30 protein-coding genes and 1 pseudogene are annotated in these 22,292 nt (G+C 70.6%); 19 read left to right on the forward strand and 12 right to left on the reverse strand.

The features are described from left to right. Both HCK04_RS42810 and ffh read left to right on the forward strand, forming a co-directional pair. Positions 1–153 (forward strand): annotated as a pseudogene (locus HCK04_RS42810) (ATP-binding protein); the annotation flags it as partial. A gap of 127 nt (positions 154–280) precedes the next feature. After that, a complete protein-coding gene (ffh, locus tag HCK04_RS28325) occupies positions 281–1,828 on the forward strand; it encodes a signal recognition particle protein (RefSeq protein ID WP_142650445.1) in 1,548 nt (515 codons plus the stop codon). A gap of 280 nt (positions 1,829–2,108) precedes the next feature. On the opposite strand, the gene HCK04_RS28330 is transcribed toward ffh, so the two are convergent. Beyond that, the gene (locus tag HCK04_RS28330) at positions 2,109–2,810 is read right to left on the reverse strand and encodes a DUF4232 domain-containing protein (RefSeq protein WP_142650446.1); all 702 of its coding nucleotides are present in this window, start codon (positions 2,808–2,810) and stop codon (positions 2,109–2,111) included. A 265-nt stretch (positions 2,811–3,075) separates the two neighbouring features. On the opposite strand from HCK04_RS28330, the gene rpsP reads away from it, so the two are divergent. The 10 genes from rpsP to HCK04_RS28380 all read left to right on the forward strand — a co-directional run bounded on the left by rpsP (position 3,076) and on the right by HCK04_RS28380 (position 9,737). After that, positions 3,076–3,531, forward strand: coding sequence for a 30S ribosomal protein S16 (gene rpsP / locus HCK04_RS28335; protein WP_142650447.1), 456 nt, complete (start codon positions 3,076–3,078; stop codon positions 3,529–3,531). A 1-nt stretch (position 3,532) separates the two neighbouring features. Continuing rightward, positions 3,533–3,775 (forward strand): RNA-binding protein, encoded by a 243-nt coding sequence (locus tag HCK04_RS28340; protein WP_030511730.1) that lies wholly within the window; start codon positions 3,533–3,535, stop codon positions 3,773–3,775. 135 nt (positions 3,776–3,910) lie between these two features. After that, positions 3,911–4,426: a ribosome maturation factor RimM gene (gene rimM, locus HCK04_RS28345; RefSeq protein WP_142650448.1), complete on the forward strand. Its 516-nt coding sequence runs from the start codon at positions 3,911–3,913 to the stop codon at positions 4,424–4,426. Between the two features lie 10 nt (positions 4,427–4,436). Continuing rightward, positions 4,437–5,306, forward strand: coding sequence for a tRNA (guanosine(37)-N1)-methyltransferase TrmD (gene trmD / locus HCK04_RS28350; protein ID WP_142650449.1), 870 nt, complete (start codon positions 4,437–4,439; stop codon positions 5,304–5,306). A gap of 153 nt (positions 5,307–5,459) precedes the next feature. Next, complete coding sequence (gene rplS / locus HCK04_RS28355) at positions 5,460–5,825, forward strand: 50S ribosomal protein L19 (protein ID WP_030511727.1); 366 nt, start codon at positions 5,460–5,462, stop codon at positions 5,823–5,825. Positions 5,826–5,933: 108 nt separating this feature from the next. After that, positions 5,934–6,788 carry a signal peptidase I gene (gene lepB / locus HCK04_RS28360; protein ID WP_142650450.1) on the forward strand — a complete coding sequence of 285 codons (855 nt, stop codon included), beginning with the start codon at positions 5,934–5,936 and terminating at the stop codon, positions 6,786–6,788. A gap of 20 nt (positions 6,789–6,808) precedes the next feature. After that, on the forward strand, positions 6,809–7,540 hold the full coding sequence (lepB, locus tag HCK04_RS28365; RefSeq protein WP_142650451.1) for a signal peptidase I: 732 nt from the start codon (positions 6,809–6,811) through the stop codon (positions 7,538–7,540). Between the two features lie 78 nt (positions 7,541–7,618). Next, positions 7,619–8,344 carry a ribonuclease HII gene (locus HCK04_RS28370; protein WP_142650452.1) on the forward strand — a complete coding sequence of 242 codons (726 nt, stop codon included), beginning with the start codon at positions 7,619–7,621 and terminating at the stop codon, positions 8,342–8,344. Positions 8,345–8,398: 54 nt separating this feature from the next. Beyond that, positions 8,399–8,722: a DUF2469 domain-containing protein gene (locus HCK04_RS28375; protein WP_036327164.1), complete on the forward strand. Its 324-nt coding sequence runs from the start codon at positions 8,399–8,401 to the stop codon at positions 8,720–8,722. A 574-nt stretch (positions 8,723–9,296) separates the two neighbouring features. Then, positions 9,297–9,737, forward strand: a complete 441-nt coding sequence (locus HCK04_RS28380) for a M23 family metallopeptidase (protein ID WP_240971895.1) — start codon at positions 9,297–9,299, stop codon at positions 9,735–9,737. A 127-nt stretch (positions 9,738–9,864) separates the two neighbouring features. Here the strand turns inward: HCK04_RS28380 and HCK04_RS28385 are convergent, their stop codons facing one another. Continuing rightward, the gene (locus HCK04_RS28385) at positions 9,865–10,785 is read right to left on the reverse strand and encodes a tyrosine recombinase XerC (protein WP_260617436.1); all 921 of its coding nucleotides are present in this window, start codon (positions 10,783–10,785) and stop codon (positions 9,865–9,867) included. A gap of 325 nt (positions 10,786–11,110) precedes the next feature. Here HCK04_RS28385 and HCK04_RS28390 point away from each other — a divergent pair, with 325 nt between their 5' ends. From HCK04_RS28390 to HCK04_RS28410, 5 genes are all read left to right on the forward strand, one after another. Continuing rightward, positions 11,111–11,464, forward strand: a complete 354-nt coding sequence (locus HCK04_RS28390) for a YraN family protein (RefSeq protein WP_142650453.1) — start codon at positions 11,111–11,113, stop codon at positions 11,462–11,464. A 1-nt stretch (position 11,465) separates the two neighbouring features. Beyond that, positions 11,466–11,741: a magnesium chelatase domain-containing protein gene (locus tag HCK04_RS28395; protein ID WP_205830813.1), complete on the forward strand. Its 276-nt coding sequence runs from the start codon at positions 11,466–11,468 to the stop codon at positions 11,739–11,741. Between the two features lie 25 nt (positions 11,742–11,766). Beyond that, entirely contained in the window at positions 11,767–11,982 is a 216-nt protein-coding gene (locus HCK04_RS28400) for a hypothetical protein (protein WP_142650454.1), read from the forward strand. 116 nt (positions 11,983–12,098) lie between these two features. After that, entirely contained in the window at positions 12,099–12,776 is a 678-nt protein-coding gene (locus HCK04_RS41430; RefSeq protein ID WP_185949051.1) for a hypothetical protein, read from the forward strand. Next, on the forward strand, positions 12,776–13,303 hold the full coding sequence (locus tag HCK04_RS28410) for a hypothetical protein (protein WP_142650455.1): 528 nt from the start codon (positions 12,776–12,778) through the stop codon (positions 13,301–13,303). The genes HCK04_RS41430 and HCK04_RS28410 overlap by 1 nt, the downstream gene beginning before the upstream one ends. 62 nt (positions 13,304–13,365) lie before the next feature. Here the strand turns inward: HCK04_RS28410 and HCK04_RS28415 are convergent, their stop codons facing one another. Beyond that, positions 13,366–13,626, reverse strand: coding sequence for a winged helix-turn-helix domain-containing protein (locus HCK04_RS28415; RefSeq protein ID WP_205830814.1), 261 nt, complete (start codon positions 13,624–13,626; stop codon positions 13,366–13,368). A 225-nt stretch (positions 13,627–13,851) separates the two neighbouring features. Between HCK04_RS28415 and HCK04_RS28420 the strand changes: the two genes are divergently transcribed. Both HCK04_RS28420 and HCK04_RS28425 read left to right on the forward strand, forming a co-directional pair. Beyond that, positions 13,852–14,178: a hypothetical protein gene (locus HCK04_RS28420; protein WP_142650456.1), complete on the forward strand. Its 327-nt coding sequence runs from the start codon at positions 13,852–13,854 to the stop codon at positions 14,176–14,178. Beyond that, positions 14,175–14,348: a hypothetical protein gene (locus HCK04_RS28425; protein ID WP_168066336.1), complete on the forward strand. Its 174-nt coding sequence runs from the start codon at positions 14,175–14,177 to the stop codon at positions 14,346–14,348. The genes HCK04_RS28420 and HCK04_RS28425 overlap by 4 nt, the downstream gene beginning before the upstream one ends. A gap of 88 nt (positions 14,349–14,436) precedes the next feature. Here the strand turns inward: HCK04_RS28425 and HCK04_RS28430 are convergent, their stop codons facing one another. From HCK04_RS28430 to HCK04_RS28470, 9 genes are all read right to left on the reverse strand, one after another. Next, positions 14,437–14,586, reverse strand: a complete 150-nt coding sequence (locus tag HCK04_RS28430; RefSeq protein WP_168066338.1) for a hypothetical protein — start codon at positions 14,584–14,586, stop codon at positions 14,437–14,439. Between the two features lie 9 nt (positions 14,587–14,595). Then, positions 14,596–16,104, reverse strand: a complete 1,509-nt coding sequence (locus HCK04_RS41435; protein WP_205830815.1) for a hypothetical protein — start codon at positions 16,102–16,104, stop codon at positions 14,596–14,598. A gap of 44 nt (positions 16,105–16,148) precedes the next feature. Next, on the reverse strand, positions 16,149–19,274 hold the full coding sequence (locus HCK04_RS28440) for a phage tail tape measure protein (protein ID WP_142650457.1): 3,126 nt from the start codon (positions 19,272–19,274) through the stop codon (positions 16,149–16,151). Positions 19,275–19,278: 4 nt separating this feature from the next. Then, on the reverse strand, positions 19,279–19,593 hold the full coding sequence (locus HCK04_RS28445; protein ID WP_142650458.1) for a hypothetical protein: 315 nt from the start codon (positions 19,591–19,593) through the stop codon (positions 19,279–19,281). A gap of 2 nt (positions 19,594–19,595) precedes the next feature. Beyond that, positions 19,596–20,312, reverse strand: a complete 717-nt coding sequence (locus HCK04_RS28450; protein WP_142650459.1) for a hypothetical protein — start codon at positions 20,310–20,312, stop codon at positions 19,596–19,598. Positions 20,313–20,321: 9 nt separating this feature from the next. Continuing rightward, entirely contained in the window at positions 20,322–20,729 is a 408-nt protein-coding gene (locus HCK04_RS28455; protein WP_168066340.1) for a hypothetical protein, read from the reverse strand. A 95-nt stretch (positions 20,730–20,824) separates the two neighbouring features. Next, positions 20,825–21,259: a hypothetical protein gene (locus tag HCK04_RS41440; RefSeq protein ID WP_185949052.1), complete on the reverse strand. Its 435-nt coding sequence runs from the start codon at positions 21,257–21,259 to the stop codon at positions 20,825–20,827. Next, a complete protein-coding gene (locus HCK04_RS28465; protein WP_142650461.1) occupies positions 21,259–21,585 on the reverse strand; it encodes a hypothetical protein in 327 nt (108 codons plus the stop codon). Before HCK04_RS28465 ends, HCK04_RS41440 begins: the two co-directional genes overlap by 1 nt. Beyond that, complete coding sequence (locus tag HCK04_RS28470; protein WP_142650462.1) at positions 21,578–22,291, reverse strand: helix-turn-helix transcriptional regulator; 714 nt, start codon at positions 22,289–22,291, stop codon at positions 21,578–21,580. The genes HCK04_RS28465 and HCK04_RS28470 overlap by 8 nt, the downstream gene beginning before the upstream one ends. Between the last annotated feature and the right edge of the window lies 1 nt (position 22,292).

Here is a 22,292-nt window from a genome sequence, read left to right on the forward strand (position 1 = left end):
ACCCACGGGGAGGAGGAACTGCGCGAAGCCCTCACGTTGTCACCCCAGGTTCCGATCGTCCGCACTGACGCCCGTGACCGCGAATCGGTCAAGAGCACCCTCATCACGCTGGTCGAACACGCGCTGTCATCCCATGTGAGCGCGTTCCGGTGAGACCCGGAAACGGGCCGGACCGGCGATCTCGCCCCGGCGGCACGGGCGTGAAGGGCGCGCGGGCGGATAGTCTGGGGAGACTGATGGTTCACCGACCCGTCCACTCGCTTCGAGGCTGGCCAAACACGTGTTCGAGACGCTTTCCGACCGGCTGACTTCGGTCTTCTCCTCCCTACGGTCCAAAGGCAGGCTTTCCGACGCCGACATCGACGCGACCTGCCGCGAGATCCGCATCGCGCTGCTCGAGGCGGACGTCGCGCTGCCGGTCGTGAAGGATTTCGTGGCCCGGGTCAAGGAGCGGGCCCGCGGCGCCGAGGTCTCCCAGGCGCTCAACCCCGCGCAGCAGGTCGTGAAGATCGTCAACGACGAGCTCATCGAGGTGCTGGGCGGCGAGACGCGGCGGCTGCGCTACGCCAAGACCCCACCGACCGTGATCATGCTGGCCGGTCTCCAGGGCTCCGGCAAGACGACCCTGGCCGGCAAGCTCGCCAAGTGGCTGCGCGACCAGGGGCACGCTCCCCTGCTCGTCGCCTGTGACCTCCAGCGGCCCAACGCGGTGCAGCAGCTCGCCGTCATGGCCGAGCGGGCCGGTGTCGCTGTGTACGCCCCCGAGCCGGGCAACGGCGTGGGCGACCCGGTCGCGGTGGCGCGGCAGTCGGTGGACCACGCACGCCGCCAGCAGCACGACGTGGTCATCGTCGACACCGCCGGCCGCCTCGGCATCGACCAGGAGCTGATGAAGCAGGCCGCCGACATCCGCGACGCGGTCACGCCGGACGAGGTCCTGTTCGTCCTCGACGCGATGATCGGTCAGGACGCGGTCAGCACGGCCAGCGCGTTCATGGACGGCGTCGGCTTCGACGGCGTGGTGCTGACCAAGCTCGACGGCGACGCCCGGGGTGGCGCCGCCCTTTCGGTGCGGCACGTCACCGGCCGGCCGATCATGTTCGCCAGCACCGGTGAGAAGCTCGAGGACTTCGACGCCTTCCACCCCGACCGCATGGCGGGCCGGATCCTCGACATGGGTGACATCCTCACCCTGATCGAGCAGGCGCAGAAGACGTTCGACGAGCAGGAAGCCGCCAAGATGGCGGGCAAGCTCGTCTCCGGCGACGGCTTCACGCTGGAGGACTTCCTCGAGCAGATGATGATGGTGCGCCGCATGGGGCCCATCAAGAACCTGCTCGGCATGATGCCCGGCATGGGGCAGATGCGCGACCAGCTCAACCAGGTCGACGACCGCGACCTCGACCGCATCGCGGCGATCATCCGTTCCATGACGCCCGGCGAGCGCCAGGACCCGAAGATCATCAACGGCTCGCGCCGGGCGCGCATCGCCAAGGGCTCGGGCGTCACGGTCACCGAGGTGAACAACCTGGTGGTCCGCTTCTTCGAGGCGCAGAAGATGATGAAGCGGATGACCCAGGGCATGGGCATCCCGGGCATGCCCGGCGGCCGCAAGCAGAAGGCGCAGAAGCCCAAGAAGGGCCGTCGTGTCAGCGGCGACCCGCGCAAGGCCGCGCTCGGCAAGGCCGGTGCGAACGCGTCGTCCTCGGACGCCCCGAAGCTGCCCAAGGGCCTGCTCGGCAACCTCGGCGGCGGCCAGCTGCCCCCCGGTCTGGAACTGCCGCCCGGCTTCGACCCGTCGAAGCTGAAGCTGCCCGGCCAGAACTGACCCGCCCGCCCGCCGGTTTCCCGGCGGGCCGCGGCGCGGTCAGGGCTCGTGTGCGGCCTCCTCGCTGTTCACGGGGTGTCCGCGGAGGTTCGCGTGCGGCGTCCACAGCGGTGGCGTCCGGAGAGGCCGCGCGGCGTTCACAGGAATGACGCGGCGTCCGCGGAGGTTCGCGTGCGGCGTCCACAGCGGTGGCGTCCGGAGAGGCCGCGCGGCGTTCACAGGAATGACGCGGCGTCCGCGGCGGCTCGCCCTGCTTTGTGCCGGGGCCGCTGTCGTCGTGTCAGAGGCTCGTGCCCGGGGCCATCGGCCTGGCGTCGATCCTGCCGTCGTCGCACACCGTCGCCTTGAACGGGACCTCCAGGTGTGCCACCTCGTCCGGCGGGATGATCATCAGCCGGGCCGAGGATGGGCAGCGGGTCTCGTGCCCGGTCGGCACCACGGTCCAGTGGAGCCGGGCGTGGGCGCTCGCCCCGGGACGCAGCGTGACCCGGTGCGGGGTGACGCTCTCGCGGCGGGTGCGCGTACGCAGCGCGTCCCCCCGGCCGTCGATCAGGACGAGCCCGACGAAGCCGTACACCCAGCAGGTCTTGCCCGACGTGTTGGTCAGCACGAGCGGGGCGTAGCGGTTGCCCGCCCCCGCGTCCTGCCGGCCCACACGGGCCCGCAAACCGGTCGTACGGCACCGCGCGGGGGCGGCGCCCGTGGTCCGTGCGGCCGTGGTCCGTGTGGCCGGGGTCCGTGTGCCGGCGCTTTGCGCCGCGGAGCCGTACCGGGCGGACATGGCGCTCGCGGCGGTGGCCCGGCCCGCGTCCGCGGCGGCCGCCGTTGTCGTGTGCTGGGTCGTGGTGGTGGTCGTGGTGGTGGTCGTGGCCCTGGCAGGGGGAGCGGCGGCGGCCGAGGGCGTCGTGCCCGTGCCGCAGCCGGCGGCCAGCAGGGCGAGGGCCGCCGCTCCGGCCGTGAGGGTGGTGTTCGTGATTCGCATGACCATTGGACGGCGTGTGCACGCGATCAGTTCGCGGGCCCGTTCCGGAGGCATGGGCACATCCGTGCCGAAATCAGGGCGGCGATGGAACCGTCCTTTGCGGAGCATGGGGAATCATCTGGCAGAATGTCAGGCTGGAACATCGTGGCCAGGCGGGTGCCCTCTCACCCCCGCCGGTCGCGCCTGTCCCTCGGGCGGGCTCCCATCGTGCCCCACTCGATGAGACACCGCTCACCCACGCTCTAATGCAGGAGAGACCACACCCGTGGCAGTCAAGATCAAGCTCAAGCGGCTCGGCATGATCCGCAACCCGCAGTACCGCATCGTCGTCGCCGACGCCCGGAGCAAGCGGGACGGCCGTGCCATCGAGGAGATCGGCCTCTACCACCCGAAGGAGAACCCCTCGCGCATCGAGGTGAACTCCGAGCGGGTGCAGTACTGGCTGGGCGTCGGCGCGCAGCCGACCGACCCGGTCCTGAAGATCTTCAAGCTGACCGGCGACTGGCAGAAGTTCAAGGGCGAGCCCGCCCCCGCCACGCCGCTCCTGGTCGCCGAGCCCAAGCCGGACCGGCACGCGGCGTACGAGGCCGCCGCCAAGGAGTCGCTCTCGGGTGACACCGGCGCCGCCGCCACCACGCCGAAGAAGGCCAGGAAGACCGTGAAGGCCGAAGAGACCGCCGAGGCCCCGGCCGCGGAGGAGAAGCCGGAAGGCGAGGCCTGAGGTGCTCGAGGAGGCCCTCGAGCACCTGGTCAAGGGCATCGTCGAACATCCGGATGATGTCCGGGTCCGCGCGCGGCGCATCCGCACCGGGCGCGTTCTCGAGGTCCGGGTGCACCCCGACGACCTCGGCAAGGTCATCGGCCGTGGCGGCCGTACGGCGAAGGCGTTGCGCACCGTGCTCAACGCGTTGTCGAACGGCAAGTACGTGCGGATCGACCTGGTCGACCTGGAAGAGGCGCGCTGAGCCGAACGACGCGTCCGGGGGGCCCCGCATCGGGGTCCCCCGGCGTGTTTTCCGGGTTCGAACCGGTCCGTCCCGGGCGGTTCGCAGTGACAGACGTGGCAGTCGCGTGGAAGCGGTAGCGGAGGTAGGCGACAAGTGCAGCTAGTCGTGGGCAGGATCGGCCGCCCGCACGGCGTGCGGGGCGAGGTCACGGTCGAGGTGCGCACCGACGAGCCCGACCTGCGCTTCGCTCCGGGTGCGACGCTGGCCACCGACCCGGCCTCGGCCGGTCCGCTGACGGTGGAGCGGGCCCGGTGGCACAAGGGCATCCTGCTGCTGACCCTGGCCGGAGTGGAGGGCAGGGACGCCGCGGAGGCGCTGCGCGGCACGCTGCTCGTCGTGGACTCCGCGGACCTGCCGCCGATCGAGGACCCCGACGAGTTCCACGACCACGAGCTGATCGGCCTGACGGTGGTCACCACCGAGGGGGAACGGGTCGGCGAGGTCAGCGACGTCCTCCACCACGGACAGGACCTGCTGGTGGTGGCCCGTCCCTCCCGCGACGAGGCGTACGTGCCGTTCGTCAAGGCGCTCGTGCCCGAGATCGACCTCGGCAAGGGGATCCTCGTCGTCGACGCACCGCCCGGCCTGCTCGACGTCGAGGCCGAGTAGGGGGCCGCCGATGCGCGTCGACATCATCTCGATCTTCCCCGAGTATTTCGCCCCGCTCGACGTCTCCCTCATGGGCAAGGCCCGCGAGCGCGGCATCCTCGACATCCATCTCCACCAGCTCCGCGACTGGACGCACGACGTCCACAAGACCGTGGACGACACGCCGTACGGCGGCGGCCCCGGCATGGTGATGAAGCCGGAGGTCTGGGGCGAGGCCGTCGACGCGGTGATCGACGGCGGACGCGCCGCCCTCGGGGCGGACGCGCTGCCCCGGCTGATCGTCCCCACACCGAGCGGCCGGCCGTTCACCCAGGAAGTGGCGCTGGAGTACGCCGGGGAGCCGTGGCTGCTGTTCGCCCCGGCGCGCTACGAGGGCATCGACTCCCGTGTCGTCGCCGAGTACGGCGAGCGGCTGCGCGCCGACGAGGTGAGCATCGGCGACTACGTCTTAGCCGGGGGAGAGGCGGCCGTCCTGGTGATGGTCGAGGCCGTGGGGAGGCTGCTGCCGGGCGTCCTCGGCAACGCGCGCTCCGTCGCCGACGACTCCTTCGCCCCGGGGGCCATGGCCAACCTGCTGGAAGGCCCCGTCTACACCAAGCCGCCCGTGTGGCGGGGGCACGAGGTGCCCGAGGTCCTGCTGTCGGGACACCACGGCAGGATCGCCCGCTGGCGGCGCGACGAGGCGCTGCGCCGTACGCTGGACCGCAGGCCGGAACTGGTCGCCCGGCTCGACCGTGACGGCCTCGACAAGCACGACCGGCGCGTCATCGAGGAGTTCGAGGAACGCCTTGATGAGCGCCGTTCGGCCGCCTCCCAAAGCGCGTCTCCCACCGGAGTTCGCACCGCGTTTCGCGCGGAGCCGGAAGATATGGCAGACTGAATCGCTGCTGCCTACTTCTGCATGGCCGGGTGCGCCCGGCCGAACACGGCAGACAAGACGTATCAAGCCAAGCACGCGTGTCCCCCTCGTCGCCGCGCCCTCGGGCCGGCCGGGTGGACCTCCGCGTGCCCATGTCAATGAGGAACCGCCGCCATGCACACGCAGATCCAGGAGATCGAGAAGGCTGCCCTTCGCAGCGACGTACCGGCCTTCCGCCCGGGTGACACGCTGGAGGTCCACGTCCGCGTCGTCGAGGGCAACCGGTCCCGCATCCAGGTGTTCAAGGGCTTCGTCCTGCGCCGCCAGGGCGGTGGCATCCGTGAGACGTTCACGGTCCGCAAGGTCAGCTACGGCGTCGGCGTCGAGCGCACCTTCCCGGTTCACAGCCCCGTGATCGAGAAGATCACCGTCGTGACCCGCGGTGACGTCCGCCGGGCCAAGCTGTACTACATGCGTGACCTGCGCGGAAAGGCCGCCCGCATCCGCGAGAAGCGCGAGGCGCAGCCGGCCGCCAAGTAAGGCTTTGGAGATCGTGGTCCGCGCCCCAGGCGCGGGCCACTTTCTTTTTGCCGGTGATGCGGTGTCCCCGGCGCCCGCCGTCGCGGACATCATCTAGGCTCAGCAGCGATGACTAGCGAGGGACAGGGGCCGGGCACGCGCAGCCCTGCCGAGGACGGGGTGGACGTGGTCGCCGAAGACGTCAAGCAGAACGCCGAGGACGGGAAGAAGAAAGGCTCGTTCTGGCGGGAGTTGCCCGTCCTGATCGTGGTCGCCCTCGCCCTTGCCCTGCTGATCAAGTCTTTCGTGGTCCAGGCGTTCTACATCCCGTCCGAGTCGATGGAGGACACGCTCCTCATCAACGACCGGGTGCTGGTGAACAAGCTGGTCTACCACGTACGCGACATCGAGCGCGGCGACATCGTGGTGTTCTCCGGTGTGGACTCCTGGGACCCCGAGGTGAAGCTCGAAGAGCCGTCCAACCCCATCTCGGCCGCGCTTCGCTGGCTCGGCACCGCGTTCGGCGTCGTGCCGGGGGAGAAGGACTACATCAAGCGGGTCATCGGCGTTCCGGGCGACAAGGTCAAGTGCTGCGACGCGCAGGGCCGGGTCACGGTGAACGGCGTGCCGCTGAACGAGAAGTCGTACCTCTATCCCGGCGACGAGCCGTCCGGGCGCGAGTTCGAGGTCACCGTCCCGCCGGACCGCCTGTGGGTGATGGGCGACCACCGCTCGGTGTCCTGGGACTCCCGCTTGCACATGGGCGACCCGGGCGGCGGCACCATTCCGGCCGACAAGGTGATCGGCCGCGCGTTCGTCATCGTCTGGCCGTTCAACCGGGCCAAGATCCTGCCGATTCCGGAGACGTTCGCGCAGCCGGCGCTCCAGGTGGCCCTCGGGTCCGCGCCGTTCGTCGCGGGCTTCGCGGGAGCCGTGCCGCTGGTGGCCCTGCGCCGCCGGCTGGTGAGGCGACGTAGGACGTGACAGAGCCGGAGGAACCAGCCGTGGGAGAGTCCGACGAGAGTCGCTTAGACACCGCGGAGCCGGCCGGGTCCGCGGACCGCGCCCCGGGAGAGCCGGCGAAACCGAAGGAATCGGCGGAGCCGGCGGCGACGGGCGAGGCGGAGGAGAACGAGGGGGCCGCCGCGGGGAAGAAGGACCGGGCCGCGAAGAAGAAGCGCTCCGGCCTTCTCGAGACCCTCGCGTACGTGCTCGGCGGGGTCGTCGTCGCCCTGCTGGTGCACACCTTCCTGCTGCAGTCGTTCTGGATCCCGTCGGAGTCGATGCAGAACACGCTCCTGGTCAACGACTACGTGGTGGTCAACAAGCTCGCGTACAAGTTCGGGCCGGTGGAGCGCGGCGACATCGTGGTCTTCAAGGGATGGAACGGCGAGGACACGATCAAGCGGGTGATCGGGGTGGGCGGCGACCACGTGAAGTGCTGCGACGCCAAGCAGCGCATCACCGTGAACGGGACGCCGCTGGACGAGGACAAGTACCTCTATCCCGGGGCCAAGCCCTCCGACCGTGAGTTCGACATAACGGTCCCCAAGGGGCGGCTGTGGCTGATGGGCGACCACCGGAACAACTCGGCGGACTCGCGCTTCTACACCGACGACGGGCACCAGGGCACGATCTCCGAAGACGATGTCACCGGGCGGGCGTTCCTGCGCTACTGGCCGCTGAACCGGATCTCGATCCTCTCCCGGCCCGGCACTTTCTCCGCCGTACGCTGATCTCACCTGCGGCTTTGCCGTCGGTGGTGGTTTCGGCCGTATCGCCGGTCCCGAATGGGGCGTAATCTGCTTGTCGTCATGACAGCTGCCTATCGCCCGCGCCCGAGCGTCGTACGACGGGACTCCGGACTCTACGGCTATGAGCGGGCCCTGGCCCGGCGGGGGTTCACGCCGGTCGCCGGGGTGGACGAGGCCGGTCGCGGCGCCTGCGCCGGGCCGCTGGTCGTCGCCGCGGTCGTGCTGGGGCGGGAGATCGACGGGCTGAGCGACTCCAAGCTCCTGACCGAGGCCGTGCGCGAGCGCCTCTACGAGCGGATCACGGCGACCGCCCGGGCCGTGAGCGTGGTCGTGATCCCACCGGAGGAGATCGACTCGCGCGGCCTGCACAAGTGCAACATCGCGGGGATGCGGCGGGCCGTGGCCGGGCTGGGGATCGATCCCGGCTACGTCCTCGTGGACGGCTTCCCGGTGGCGGGGCTGCCCGCGCCGTCGCTGGCGGTGTGGAAGGGCGACCAGGTCGCCGCGTGCGTGGCGGCGGCCTCGATCGTGGCGAAGGTGACGAGGGACCGGCTGATGCACGGTCTCGACGAGGTTTATCCGCAGTACGGCTTCGCCCTGCACAAGGGCTACGTGACGCCCGGACATCGGCGGGCGCTGGCGCGGCATGGGCCGTGCCCTCACCATCGGTTCTCGTTCGTGACGGTGGCCAGGGTGACTCGTGGGACAAGGATCCCGGCCGGGGGCCTGTGGACGGGGCAGGATGAGGACATGCGCGAGAATGAGGTTAAGACCGGTGTCGTCTGAACAGGTCGGCCTCGACGGTGGGTTCCCGACGGGGAGTGGAAGAGGAGGACCGGGATGAGCGCGGAAGATCTCGAAAAGTACGAGACCGAGATGGAGCTGCAGCTCTACCGGGAGTACCGCGATGTGGTCGGCCTGTTCACGTACGTGGTCGAGACCGAGCGGCGCTTCTATCTCACCAACTCCGTCGATCTCGACGTCCGCACCGCGGAGAACGGCGATGTCTTCTTCGACGTGAAGATGCAGGACGCCTGGGTCTGGGACATGTATCGCCCGGCCCGCTTCGTGAAGAACGTGCGGGTGGTGACCTTCAAGGACGTCAACATCGAGGAACTGGCCAAGCCCGACCTCGAGATGCCCAAGGAGGGCTTCTCGAGCTGATCGTGCGCGGTCTGTCCACAGAACGACGTTCGGCCGCTCGGCGTGAGCTTCAGGGGTGCATCGTCGTGGCATGCGTCTCGTCGCGTACGTGCTCGTCCTGGCGCTGCTGACCGCGGCTTCCGATCGGTTGTCCGGCGCCGTCCGGCCCGTAGCCGCCAAAGGCTCCCCGGAACCGTCCACGGGGCCGTACGCGGTCGCGTCGGCGAGTGCGCCCCCGCCCACGGATCCGCTGCCGGCCGGGGCGCCCAGGTCTGCGGACGCATCGCCGAGGAGGGCATCGCGATCCGCGGGCGCTGGAACGGCCGGACCGGCTCGATCCAACGGGCCGGCAGGCGGATCGCCGGACCAGGCCCAGGCCGCCGTGCCGCTGTGGACGACCCTCTCTGCTTCTGCCGGGAGGGCCCGCCCTGGTTCCGGCGGGACGGCCCGCTCTGGGGTGGCCGTCCGACCTGCTGGGGCCGCGCAACCGGTGGGGGCGGTCGCGCCGGACGTGCTGGGGTCGATGGGGCCGCCAGGGGTGGCCGTCCGCTCTTCTGGGGCCGGGCGGCCGGTGGGGACGGTTCCGCCGGACCCGATGGGGCCTCCTGGGGAGGCGTCCGGCTGGCGCTGGCCGCTTTCCGGGCCCGCACGTCCGACGAGGCGCTTCGATCCGCCCCCGCAGCGGTGGCTGGCCGGTCACCGTGGTGTGGACCTGGCCGCGCGGCCCGGAGACAAGGTCGTGGCCGCCGGACCGGGAATCGTCGGTCTGGCGGAGCGGGTCGCAGGCCGCGGGGTCGTGACGATCTCGCACTCCGACGGCCTGCGGACCACCTATCTGCCCGTCCGAGCCTTGGTCAGGCCTGGTGAGGCCGTCACGGCAGGTCAGGTCATCGGCGTCGTCGAGGAGAACGCCGCCGCTCACTGCACTGCTCCCTGCCTGCACTGGGGGCTCCTGCGCGGCCGTCTCTACCTGGACCCGCTCCTGCTGTTCGGCCGGGGGCAGGTCCGTCTCCTGCCCCGCTGGCCCGTCGGCTGAGCAGCCCGCCGGGCGTCGCGACGACCGGGAGGCCCGTGGCAGCCCGGGCCGGGGGCGCGTGATCGAGTGCTGTGCCCAGGCGCGCTGCTCAAGGGCTGTGCTCGGGCACTGTGCTTGGGTGCTGTGCTCAGGCGCGGGGATGGGCCTGGCGATAGGCGGTCCGCAGCCGCTCGATGGACACGTGCGTGTAGATCTGTGTGGTGGCCAGGGATGCGTGCCCGAGCATCTCCTGCACGGATCGCAGGTCGGCCCCGCCTTCGAGGAGGTGGGTGGCGGCGGTGTGGCGCAGCCCGTGCGGGCCCATGTCGGGGGCTCCCTCGACCTGGGCCAGGTGGGCGTGCACGACACGCCGGACGGTGCCCTGGTCGATCCGGCCTCCTCGGACGCCGAGGAAGAGCGCGGGGCCGCTACCTTCGCGAATCCACAGGGGCCTGCCCCGCACGCACCACGCGTCCAGGGCGTGCAGGGCGGGCAACCCGAAGGGCACGGTCCGCTCCTTGCGTCCCTTGCCCAGCACGCGGACCGTCCGGCGGTCCCGGTCCACGTCGTCCACGTCGAGGCCGCACAACTCGCTCACCCGCATGCCGGTCGCGTACAGCAGCTCCAGCATCGCCCGATCGCGCAGGTCCCTGGCGTCGCCCAGCCCCTGCGTGGACAGGACGGCCTCGGCCTCGGCCTGGTCCAGCACCTTCGGCAGCCGGCGTTCGGCCTTCGCCGTGCCGAGGAGCAGCCCGGGGTCGCTCGCCAGCCATCCCCGCCGATGGCAGAACGCGGTGAAGACCCGGGCGCAGGCCGACCGGCGGGCCAGCGTCGCCCTCGACCGTCCGGCCTGGTGCTGGTCTCCCAGCCAGTCGCGCAGGACGACGACGTCAAGAGCGGACACGTCGGCGTGCCCGGCGGCCTTCATGTGCGCGAACAGCGAGGAAACGTCGCCGAGATAGGCCCTGAGCGTGTGCGGCGACAGGTCCCGTTCGAGCCGCAGATGCCGTTCGAACTGATCGAGGACGACGTCGAACTCCCCGGCTCCCCGCTCTTCGCCCGCTCCCACGATCCGCATGCTATCCACCGGCCTCCTGCCGCTATGCGGTATGAGTCCGGTACGTAGGCCAGACCGGCGTGCGCGGCGCCCGCGTGCCGGTGGGGTTGGTGCCCGCGAGTCGGCACGCGCCGCTCCGCCCGGCCGTCGAGGAGCCTCGCTGGGAGTTCGGCTGGTGTCAGGCCGCGGCAGCAGGGTCCGCACCCCCCACCGGGCCCACCTGCGATTTCTTCCGTTCTTCCACAGCCACGATCGCGAGGCGGCTTATCCACAGAACGAGGTTCGGTGGCTTGGGCCGGGGGCCGCTTCGGCGAATGTCTGCGGCGGAGGTGGTCCCATGGCGGCGAAAGATCGGCTGGGCAGACAGGGTGAACAACTCGCCGTGACCTTTCTGACGGCGAAGGGCATGCGCATACTCGACCGCAACTGGCGCTGCGCGGAGGGCGAGATCGACATCGTCGCCCGTGACGGCGACGCGCTGGTGATCGTGGAGGTGAAGACCCGCTCCGGGCGAAGCCATGGCACCGCCTTCGAGGCGGTGACCGCTGAGAAGCTGCAGCGCCTCCGGACGCTGGCCGTCAAATGGCTGACCATGCACACGGAGCGTTTCGACACCATACGGGTCGACGTGATCGCGATCGAACGGTTCGCGGGCGACTTCTCGCTCAGGCACGAACGCGGGGTGGTCTGAGATGCCCGTCGCCCGGACCCATTGCGTCGGCCTCGTGGGTGTCACCGGACGCCTCGTGGAGGTCGAGGCCGATGTGGGCCCCGGCATCGCCGGAACGCACTTCATCGGGCTTCTCGACACCGCGATCAGCGAAGCACGGGGTCGCGTGAGATCCGCACTGATCAACAGCAGGCTCGCCTGGCCCGACGCGCGCGTCACCGTGAGCCTGTTTCCGGCCACCTTGCCCAAGCGAGGATCGATCTTCGACCTCGCGAAAGGCAAGATGGGACTTACTTAGAGGGCAGGCAGACAGGGAGCACGAAATGGCCACCATCACCCGCGAGCAGCTCACCGAGAAGATCGTCGCCACCGCGAAGGACAGCGGCGAGGTCTACGACCTGATCGAACAGCTGTGGGAGATGGCCCGCCAGGACGGCATGAACGACCTCGTCATCGACCTCTACGACGCCGAGGAGCTCACCGACGACGCCGTCGAGTTCGCCATCGAGAACAACGGCGTCGCCGACCCCCGCCGCTGACCCCAGCGGCCCGGGCTCCGGCCCGGGCCTCGCCACAACGAAGGCGGGCCGCCGCAGTGCGCCAACACCGCGGACGGCCCTTGATCCCCTCCCTGCACAACCAGGAAGAAGACCCAATGCAGAACCGTAAGGGCGTCGCCGCCGGCGTCGCCACCCACTCCCGCACTCTGGACGCCTCCACCTTGACCCCCGCGCAGCGCGACGGCTGGGCGTGCGCCGTCTGCGGGCGCGACTACATCCGCCCCGGCGAGACCACCCCCAGCGTTCCCGTCGCCACGCTCGACGGCGGCCAGGTGTTCGCCTGCGTCGGCTGCTGGCCGGTCGCGGCCGGCGCGCCGTACTGGCAGACCGAGCCGTGCCCGGCGTGGTGCCGCGAGGAGCACCGCGACGACGACATGCCCGACGAGCGCGAGCACCACAGCGGCTACCGGGCGGTGCCGCTGCGCGAGATGCCGCCCGTGGAGCTGGCGGCCGGCGCGGTGCCGCCGGACTTGAGGGCGAGCCTCGTGCAGGGCGTGCGGGAGGCTGGGCCGGTCGTCGAGCTGGCGACCGGTGACTGCGCGCCGGTCCGGCTGCGCCTGGCGGAGGTGGCCGAGCTGACGGCCGCGCTCGGCGGCCTGGCCGCGCTCGCCGAGGGCGGGCACGCCACGGTGGAGGACGCTCGCGCCACCCTCCGGGCCCGTCTGCTCGACCTGACGCCGGACGAGCGGCTGTTCGCGCTGGCGTGGCTGCTGCGTGAGGTGCCGGCCGCGGCGGCGCGTGCGTTCGACGAGGCGCAGCGGGGGGAGGCGTGATGGACGCCGACCGCCGCCGGGCCTTCATCGAGAGCCTGACCGCCGACGAGGCGCGCATGTTCGCGACGTACGTGGCCGGGCTCGCGCCTCGCTCGTTCGCCGTGGCGGCCTCGCTCGTCGAGCGTGACCGCGTCGCCTTCGGTCACGGCCTCGCGGCCGTCCACGCGCCGCTGAGCACCCCGCAGGCGGCCTGCACGCCCGCACCGGTGGTCGTTCCGCCCGGCGTCACGCCGCTGTACGACTGGGCGGCCGAGGGCGACTTCCCGCCCGTGGCCGATCGGGTCGAGGCCGGCGACGAGCAGCGCGTCGAGGACGCCCCGAACGAGCCATCGGCCGGCGACGGCGGGCCCGGGTACGTACCCGAGGCGCTCGCCGAGGACCTCGCCAGGCAGGCGACGAGCCGGTTCCTCGCCGACGTGATGACGGGCGAGGTGCCCGGCGTCCGTCGCATCAAGACGGAGCTCAACATCGGCCAGGACAAGGCGCAGCAGGTCAGGGCGTACCTGAGTCTGCTCGCCGAGAGCTGATGGTGTACCCGCCCCGGGGCGGCGCTCGTCGAGTGCCGTACCCGGGGCGTTGCCGTTCGGGGCTATCCGCCGGCGCTCTGCGTGCTGTCCTGCTGGGCGGAGACGAACGTGCCGACGCCGCGCACCGAGTAGGCCACGCCCTCCTGCCGGAGCCGGGTGAGGACCTTCTGGGCGGTGTTCGCGGCGATCTCGAACTCGCGCACCAGCTCATGCTGCGAGGGGAGCTGGGTGTCGGGCGGATAGGTGCCGTCCGCGATGCGCTTCTTGAGCACCTCGGCCACCTGTTCCCACTTCGGCGCGTTCGGCCGCCATTCGATCCCCACGGCCGCACCATAAGCACCCACACTGACGTGCGGATACGCATGCTCTACCAAGGATAACCATGGTTAAGCACGGGTAAGAGAGCTACGCTGGCAACGAGTCCTAATGACAGATCGGGCCCGCCAGGCGCGGGAACGCCACGACGGGCCCTTGATCGGACGGTGGAGGTCCGACCCATGCAAGAGCCTACGGCCCATCGGCCACTCGTTCAGGTTCGCCAGCCCACCGTGACCCCCGGCGACGGCCGCCCGCACCCGCGGCGCAGGCCGAAAGGCCGGCACCGCGAAGGGGCCGCTCCGGGCGCGTGGAAGCCCCGCGCCTGGGACCTCGACCAGCACGCCGAGGCCCGGCGCCTGGCCGGGCAGTGGCCCGGGTGGACGGTGCTGTACGGCACCGGATCCCGCTGCTTCTACGCCCTGACGGCCTGGCCCGTTCCTGAGCCGCTGATCCTTCGGGCGCGTACGGCAGCCGAGCTGGAGGCCGCGCTGCGGGAGGAGTCGGCGGCGCTGGCCGCCCGGCGCCAGGCGCCCACGATGTCGGGGGTGTGGCGGTGACCGGGCCGGTGCCGCGCCGGCGGTTCGACCGGCAGTGGGATGCGCTGCTCGGCGTGCCGACCACCCCGGCCGAGCAGGAGGCGCTCGACCGGCTGATGACCAACGCCCGCCGGGTGCTGGTCAAGCTGCTCGACGGCGGCCGCCAGGAGCAGCGCGACGAACAGGCCTGACGGCGGCCAGGGCGGCGCCAGAGCCGCCCCGTCGTCGCATGAGACAGTCCGCCCGTCACCTCCGGGGGTGACGGGCGGACGTGTCTTCTCAGGGCTGCTGTGCGGCCCGTTCGAGCTCGGCGAGGCGCTCGGCCTGCTTGCGGTTGGCCAGCGTCAGGAACGCGATCTCGTACTCGCGGGGGAAGCGCTCGCGGACGATGTCGAGCAGCTCGTCGGCGGTCGCGGTGAGGTCGGTCACGGCTTGTCCTTACGCCGGGGCGATCGTGGTGACGGTGCCGGCCGAGCCGCGCCACTTCAGCGCGCCGCCCTCGGCGAACATCACGCCGCCGCCGGTCGGGTTGGAGGTGGGGACGACGGAGGCGTTGGCGATCGCGACGACGCCGGAGCCGCCGCCGAGGCTGGTCGAGCGCACGCGCAGGTTCCCATCCACGTGCAGGCTGTCGTCGGTCTTGAGCACGTCCGCGCTGGACCGGTAGAGGGTGACGTCGCGGGCGGCCGCGCCGGATCCCCACTGCAGGGCGCCGTCTGCGCCGACCGCGAACCGGCCGAAGGTGTCGCCGGTCACCTGCACCTGAAACGCACGCGTCGCGGTGTCGGCACCGAACAGGTTGAGCACGGTCGCGCCGGCGGCGAGCTGCGTCACCGACAGCGCCGTGCCACCGTTGCGGAGCACGTCGAGGCCCTGAGCGCTGCCGGAGGTGCCGCCGATGGTGACCTTGCCCGTGCCGCGGTCGATCGCCAACGGGGCGTCCTGCAGAGTCCCGGTGTCGTCGTAGCGCAGGATCTGCAGGTCCGCATCGGTCGAGGTTACGCGGATCCGCCACCGCTGCGAGGCGTCGGCGCCGTCGTGGTCGAGGTTGAACTGGATGTCCTTGTTGTGGGAGTCGTTCGCCGACAGGCGGAGCACCTGACCGTTCGTGCAGCGGACGGTGAAGTCCGCGGCGTTGGTCAGGATGTTCGTCTTGTCCATGCCGTACTCGCCGGTCGCCGGATTCCAGATCTTCATCTCGAACCGGGTCTGCAGGGCGCCGGTGGTGTCAGGCACCTCGCACGACCAATGCCCGTGCACCGAGCCATGGTCGTTGGCCTCGTAGTGGGCGCCCATCCAGAACCACGGCTTGTCGTTGCCGATCGGCGCGCGGGTGGTGTCGTCGAAGTCGGTCGGCCCATACCAGGCGATCATCTGCTTGGAGTCGGCGCGGCGCGAGTAGATGCGCAGCACCTCGCCGTAGCTGTTGAAGTCGGCCCGCTGGTAGGACTCCAGGTTGATCCTGGAGGTCGAGTCGAACTGCCCGGCCTCGCCTTCGTCCTCGCCGCCGGCGAACGACGAGCGCATCGTCAGGGAGCGCGAGACGGCGCCGTCGCCGATGACCAGGTCGCCGGTCATGGTGTCGCCGACACGCCGCAGGAACTCCTCCAGGGCGTGGTGGTCGATGGTGGTCTGCGCGGCAAGCAGCGTGTACGTCCCCGCGCTGCTGAACGTCTGCTGGGGCAGTGCCGCGCCGCCGTAGTCGACACCGACAGCCAGGGTCGAGTATCCCCGCCACCCGGCGACGGTTGCGCCGGCGGGGATGTCGAAGACCAGGTTGGCGGTCGGCTTGATCACGCCGTTGACGGAGTCGGTCCAGGTGACCTCCTGCCGCTCGTACCCTTCGCCGGTGATCTCCGTCCCGGTGTCGTCGACCAGGCCGAGGTGGGTGATTACAGCCGCTCCGGCGTCGGCAATGGAGTCCAGGTATGAGGTGGCCATGGCCATGGTGTGCGCTCCTGTGGGGTGGGTTCAGGGGTGTGCGGGGGACGTCAGCCGCGTGCGCGGTACTTGAAGGCGAACTCGGCGCCCAGGCGGCCGATGTCGGCCTCCTCGCGGACCACCGGATCGTGCATGTGAACGACGACGCCGCTGCCGGCCGATGGCTGCACCAGCCCGGGTGCGCCGTACGCGCCGCCGTACGCGGGCGCCGAGCTCGGCCCGGACATGGGCCCGGGCGTCAGGCCGGGCACGCGGGACGCCGTCGCGGCGGCCTTGCCGACGACTCCGGCGACGGCGGACACGGTCGCCTGCTGCTGGCCGAGGACGCCCTTGATGTAGCCGAGCATGGTGTTGTCGCCGATGCCCATGAACACCCGGCTGGGGCTCTTCACGCCGAGCTGCTTCTTCGCGGCGTCGACGACGGCCTTGGCGATCTTGGCCATCATCGACTCGGTTTCCTTGAGTTTTCCTTCGAGGCCCTTGAGGAAGCCGTCGCCCGCCTTCTTGCCCACGTCGTACAAGGCGTCCGCCGAATTCTTGCCCATCTGCTTGGATACCTTGTCGATTTTCTTCTGGGCGGAGTTGATGGCCTTAATCTCGGAGCCGTCCGCGCCGACCAGCATTTCCGCCAGGCTCAGCCCTTTCTCGGGCCCGGCGTCGATGATCTGCTGCAGAGTCGTTTTATTGAGCCCGCGCTCGGCCAGGGTTTTGATGTCGTTGGCGAACTTCTTGATGGCGTTGAGCTTCTCGTTGAGCCCGCTGATCATGTCCTCGGGCCCGTCGGTCTTCTCCAGACCGAGGTTCGCCACCGAGGCGAAGTCGACCATCTGTTTCGCGAGGTCGTCGGCGTACTTCTTCGCATCGGCGATCGTCTTCATGATCTCGGCGCGCTTGTCCGCCAGATCCTTGAGCTGGTCGTTGTTCTTCTTCACGAACTCGACCAGGGGATCAGGTGCGCCCTTGAGGTCAACGGCGAACGCGTCCTTGACCAGCTTCGCGAACTGCTTGGCGGTCATCTGCGCGCGGGGCTGCTGCTGGAGCACGCCCTGCACGAAGCCGGTGACGGTGTCGCCACCGATCGCCGCGAACACCCGCGACGGGGAGTGGGAGTCGAGCGCCTTCTTCACCCAGTCCGGCACCAACGTGCCGAAAAAGCTGGTGACCTTGGACTTGATCCAGCCGCCCATGCCCTGGATCCCGGACCACAGGCCGGACACGATGTCCTTGCCGGTCTTGACCAGCCAGTCCTTCGCGCCCTTCACCGCGTCAAGGACTTTATCCTTCAGCTGGGAGAAATACTTTCCGGCGAGAGAAATCTTCTCCGATATTCCGTCGGTGAATTTCCCGAGCGCGCCGAAAGTCATTGAATTCAGGGTTTCCCAAAGGCCGGAGCCGATAGAGAGAATCCCTTCCTTGAATTTCTCCCAGTCGCCGGTCAGTAGCCCGATCGCGGTGTCCCAGACGCCCTTGACGAGCTGCCAGCCGCCGGAGAACTGGCTCACGACGCCGTCGACCAGCATGCCCGCGCCTTCGAGGATGCTCGAGCCCCACTCGTCCCAGAATGCGCGGACGTCGGACAGGATGCCCTTGATGTCGTCTGCCGCGCCGCCGATCTTGTCCGACCATTCGTCGATCTTGTCCTGGTGGTCCTCGATCCACTGGCCGATGTCGCCGAACACGCTCTCGAACAGGCCGCGCACTTCCTGAAGCGCGGGGCCGACCTTCTCGCCCAGCCCTTCAAGGTCGAACTTGTCAGCGAAGCCCTGAACAGCGGGCAGGACGGTCCCGCCGAGGAAGTCGACGAGACCGGCCTGGAGCGCCCGTTTGAACTGCTCGATCTTGTTCGCCGCGGTGTCGTGCAGCTTGTCCCCGGCGTCTTTCGCGGCCCCGCCGACCTTGCCGATCTCCTTGCCCGCCTTCGACAGGTCGAGCTCGTTAATGCCCTTGGCCATGTCCTCGGCCTTGGTGCCGAACAGGGCGACGGCGAGCTGGTAGCGCTCGGTGGGGTCCTTCACCTCACGGAGCCGCTGCAAGATGGTGCCGAACGCGTCGTGCGCCTTCTTGCCCCCGGCGGAGAAGGCGTCCGCCATGCCCTTCGCGTTCAGCCCGAGCTTCTGCAGGGCGGGGACGGCGTTGGTGTCCATGCCGCGGACCCGGAGCGTGAGTTCTTTCAGCCCGTCGGCAACCTGGTCGCTGTCCCGGGCGCCTCCCTTCAGTCCCTGCATCATGAGACCGAGGGACTCCTTGGCGGTCAGGCCAAGATCGCGGAAGTGCGTCGGGTACTCGTTCAGCGTGTCGAGCAGGTCTTGGCTCTTGTCGGCGCCGAGCTGCGCGCCGCGCACCATGACGTCGAACGCCTCCTCGGCGTTCTTCGCGAGGCCGGTCCGCATGAGCTGTGAGACCGAGCTGGTGACCGCACCGACGTCCTCGTCCATGATCGTGGCGGTGTCCATCGCCCTCTCGGCGATGGACTTGAGCGTGTCCTCGGACGCGCCCCGCATGCCGTCGATGTTCTGGACCACGCTCTTGATCGCATCCGTGACGTCCGACATGCTCTCGCCGTACGCGTCGGCCCAGACCTTCCCCGCGGCGCCGCCGAGACGCTTCATCTCCGGATCGGTCGCGCCAACCTGAGCGAACAGCTTGGCCTTGGCCTCCTCGGCGTCCATCGCGCCCTCAAGGCCCTTCATCAGCAGGCCGCCGATCGCGGCGCCGGCCGCGAGCCACCCGGCGGCCTTCAGCGACCCGATGAACTTGTCGCCGATGCCGCCCATCCGGGACCGCCCGGCGCCGTCGACGCCGTCGCCGAAGCCCTTCCCGGCGTCCTCGCCCGAGCGGCGCGCGACGTCCCCGGCGTCGTCGAGCGCGCGCTCAAGCGCCTCGACGATGCCGCGCCCGCCACGGCTGGCCTCGGCCTCCATGCGGTCCATGTCCTGCGCGAACCCGGCGACCAGGCGGTTGACGTCGGCGAGCGCCTCAGCAGGATCGAACGCGTCGCCGAGCTCCGAAGCGACCCGATTGAGGTTCTGGATTGCCTCCTGCTCGACGGACTGCAGGGAGCGGGTGGCGACGGACTGGAGCCTGCCGAGGTCCTTGCCTGCGGCGTCGAGGCCCTTGCCGAAGCCGCGGTCGTCGAGGTCGATGAAGCCGACCAGCTCACCGATCGACATGGTCATGCGGTTACTCCGTTCCTCGGCCGGTCAGCGCGACCAGCTCGGCCAGGTAGGCGGACGCGGGATCGCCTGCCGTGCCGGCGTCCCAGCCATCGGCGAGGCGTGCGGCGATCCTGGCCTGGGTGAGGCTCAGCTCCCGCATGATGGCCATGCCGAGCCCCGGGCCGTGGTCTTGCCCTGCCTCGCGGTACAGCTCGACCAGGGCGCCGTTCAGGAGCGCGGTGACGGCCTGCTCGTCGAGCCCGGCGCGGGCGGCCTGGACGAGCTGCACGGCCGCCGCGGTGATGCGGGGGGCAAGGTGGGGCGGGAGCTGAGCCGCCATGGTCAGTCCCTCCTGACCGGGGGAAGCTCCACGACGGCAGGCCGGCGGGTGGTGCGGCCGGTCGGCCGCGACTGCCCCGGCAGCACGCTCCGCTCGTAGTTCGCCTGCAGCATCGGAAGGTTGACCGCCTCGGTCGGCTTCTGCAGCGGCCGGAAGTCCTGCGAATCCCAAAGGTGCAGCGAGCCCCAGTTGGCGAGTGCCTCGCGCAGCGCTCGAAGCTCATCGAGGAGATCGGCCTTGTCTGAGTGCAGGGCCGTCCAGGACTTGATGAGGTCCATCTGGCCCTGGTCCAGCGCGGCGGTCAGGACCGCGCGGCGCATCGCGTCGTCGCCGAACCGCTCGGCCTCGGCCAGCAGCCCCCGGCGCTCCTCGTGGGACGCCTCCTTCGCGGTCGCGAACGCCGTACGGAATGCGGTCATCAACACCGCGGCATCGGCCGGGCTCGTACCCTTCGGGATGCCCGGGCCGATGGGGAGCAGCGATTCGAGGTACTCCGCCCGGGCGCGGCGCCGCGCGATGAGGCGCTCGTACGCGGCGGCGGTCTCCTTCACGTGCGTGTCGTACGCGGCGGCGATCTCCTCGGCCTTCGCGAGGTCCGACAGGCGGAAATTCTCGCGGGCGGCCTTCGCAGCCGCGGTGAAGTCCGCCTTCGACTGCCGGGCGGCCAGGTTGTCAGGGTCCTCGTTCGGGTGCGGGAGCGGATCGGGCGGCAGCGGCATCGTTTCTCCTCAGGTCGGCCAGGTGCGCGACGTCGTCCCGATGCCAGGCGTTCCGCGCCGCCGGCCTGATCCCTGCCAGGGAGGCCAGGCGCCGCGCGTGGCGCTCCGACACGCCGAGACGAACGGCGAGCTGCTCGGTGGTGAGCAGCTCACGATCCGACGATGCGCCGATGTCCGCGAATGTCCGCGAGGGACGTCCGTTCGCGGACAGGTGGCGAGGCCGGCCGCGCGCAACGCGTCGAGGGCGGCGGCGATCTCGGGGCGAACCTGCCCGCCGTCCGCGCGCTGCCGGTCTATCTGGGCGCGCAGGGCCAGCCACAGCGGATGGCAGACGCCGCCGGGAAGGAAGACGCCGCCGGCGGCGATGATGGCGGGCGCGGCCTGCGGAAATTCGGCCCGCTGCAGCCTGTCCGGCATGGTCTTCAGCTCCTTGATCGTCCCGCGCAAATCCTTCTAGTTGCGGCGCCAGCGATTCGCCTCCCCCGCGTTCCGGCCCCCCGGGCCGGAAGGGGTCATCCCCCACCCGGGGGCGCCGGAGTTTCGTCGTGCACCGCGGCGGCCGTGGCCACGTCACGGAACCCGGCGGTGATCGCGGCATGTCGGTAGTCGACGACGAGGCGGCGGTGATCGCGTGCGGCGCTGGTCACCTGGTCGGCGAGGCGGGCACAGCGCGCGGCGAGGTCCTCGACGTCCTGTTCCCATCCCGTGTGCATCTCGTCGTCGTGGTCCTGGTCGAGCGGGCGGGCTGCGTCGGCGAGCTGCTCGACGAGAGCGGCCAGGCGCTCGACGTGAGAGGCGACACGGCCACGTGTGTGGGCTGCCTGCTCGCGTGCCTGCTCGGCGCGCAGGCGGGCACGGTGGGCGGCCTGACGGCATGCGGTGCCGCAGTAGATCGGGGGGCGCCCGGTGCGGGCGGGGATGATCGGGCCTCGGCAGACGGGGCACATCAGGTGCCGTCCGGGGTTTCGTCGGTTACTCGAGGTGTCGCCGGCGGGCGACGCAACGGACGCCCGGGTTTCGTCGGCTGAGGCCTCGGCGCGGCCGCCGCTACGGAACTCGCATCGCCCTCGCCGGTCTGCTCGTCGGCGATGCCGAGCCGGTTCCGCGCGCCCCGGATCCACACGTCCATCTCGGCGCGCGTGCGCGGCCTCCCCTTGCCCTGGGCGAGCCGTACGATCCGCTGCGCCTTCTGGAAGTCGCGCAGCCACTGCCGCATCTCCTCGACGCTGCGAGGGCGCTCGTCCGGCGTGCTGGTGTCGGGGGTGTCAGGCATCGAGCTTCGTCTCCAGGGGGTGATGCGGGCGGCTGAGGACGCGCTGCAGGTGGTCGGCGCGGTTGTGCAGGCGGCGGGACTCGTCGAGCGCTTCGTGGTGGGCGGCGAGCTGCGCGGCGAGGCGGTCCAGGTCGGCCGGGGCGAGGTCGGATCGCCACGGGTCGAGCGGCAGCTTCCGCAGCGCGTTGAAGGTGACGACGATTTCCGCGTGCCGCGCCTGCTCGGCTTCGCGCTGGAGACGCCACCTCACAACACCAGCCACGCGGCGCGCCTTGGCCGTACGGCGTGCGCGGCGGCGGATCCCGCCAGGGGTGTCGGGCCGGAGCGAGTCGCCGGCCGCCGTGGCGAGCAGCTCGGCCAGCTCGTCGACGCGGCCGGGGTCGAGGCCGTAGGCGATCGCGGCGAGGATCGCGGGGCGTGGCCGGCGCTGTCCGGACTCCAGGCGGGTGATCGTCGAGCGGGCGACGGTGGAGCGCCTGGCGAGCGGGCGCGTGCCGATGCCGTACTCGGCGCGCAACGCCTTAAGGGCGGCGCCGAGCGTGGCGGCCAGGCGCTCACGCTCGGCGGGCTCCGGCAGGAACTTCGACCACTTATCGCACTGCTTTGACCGGTCGAACGAACCGGGGTCGCCTGACGCGCGCCTGTGCGCGAGGGCCCCCGGTGGACGCGCGCCCACGTCCTGCCTGCGCAGGCCATCCGTGGCCATC

The sequence above is a fragment of the Microbispora sp. CL1-1 genome, from assembly GCF_012034195.1.
Lineage (GTDB): Bacteria > Actinomycetota > Actinomycetes > Streptosporangiales > Streptosporangiaceae > Microbispora.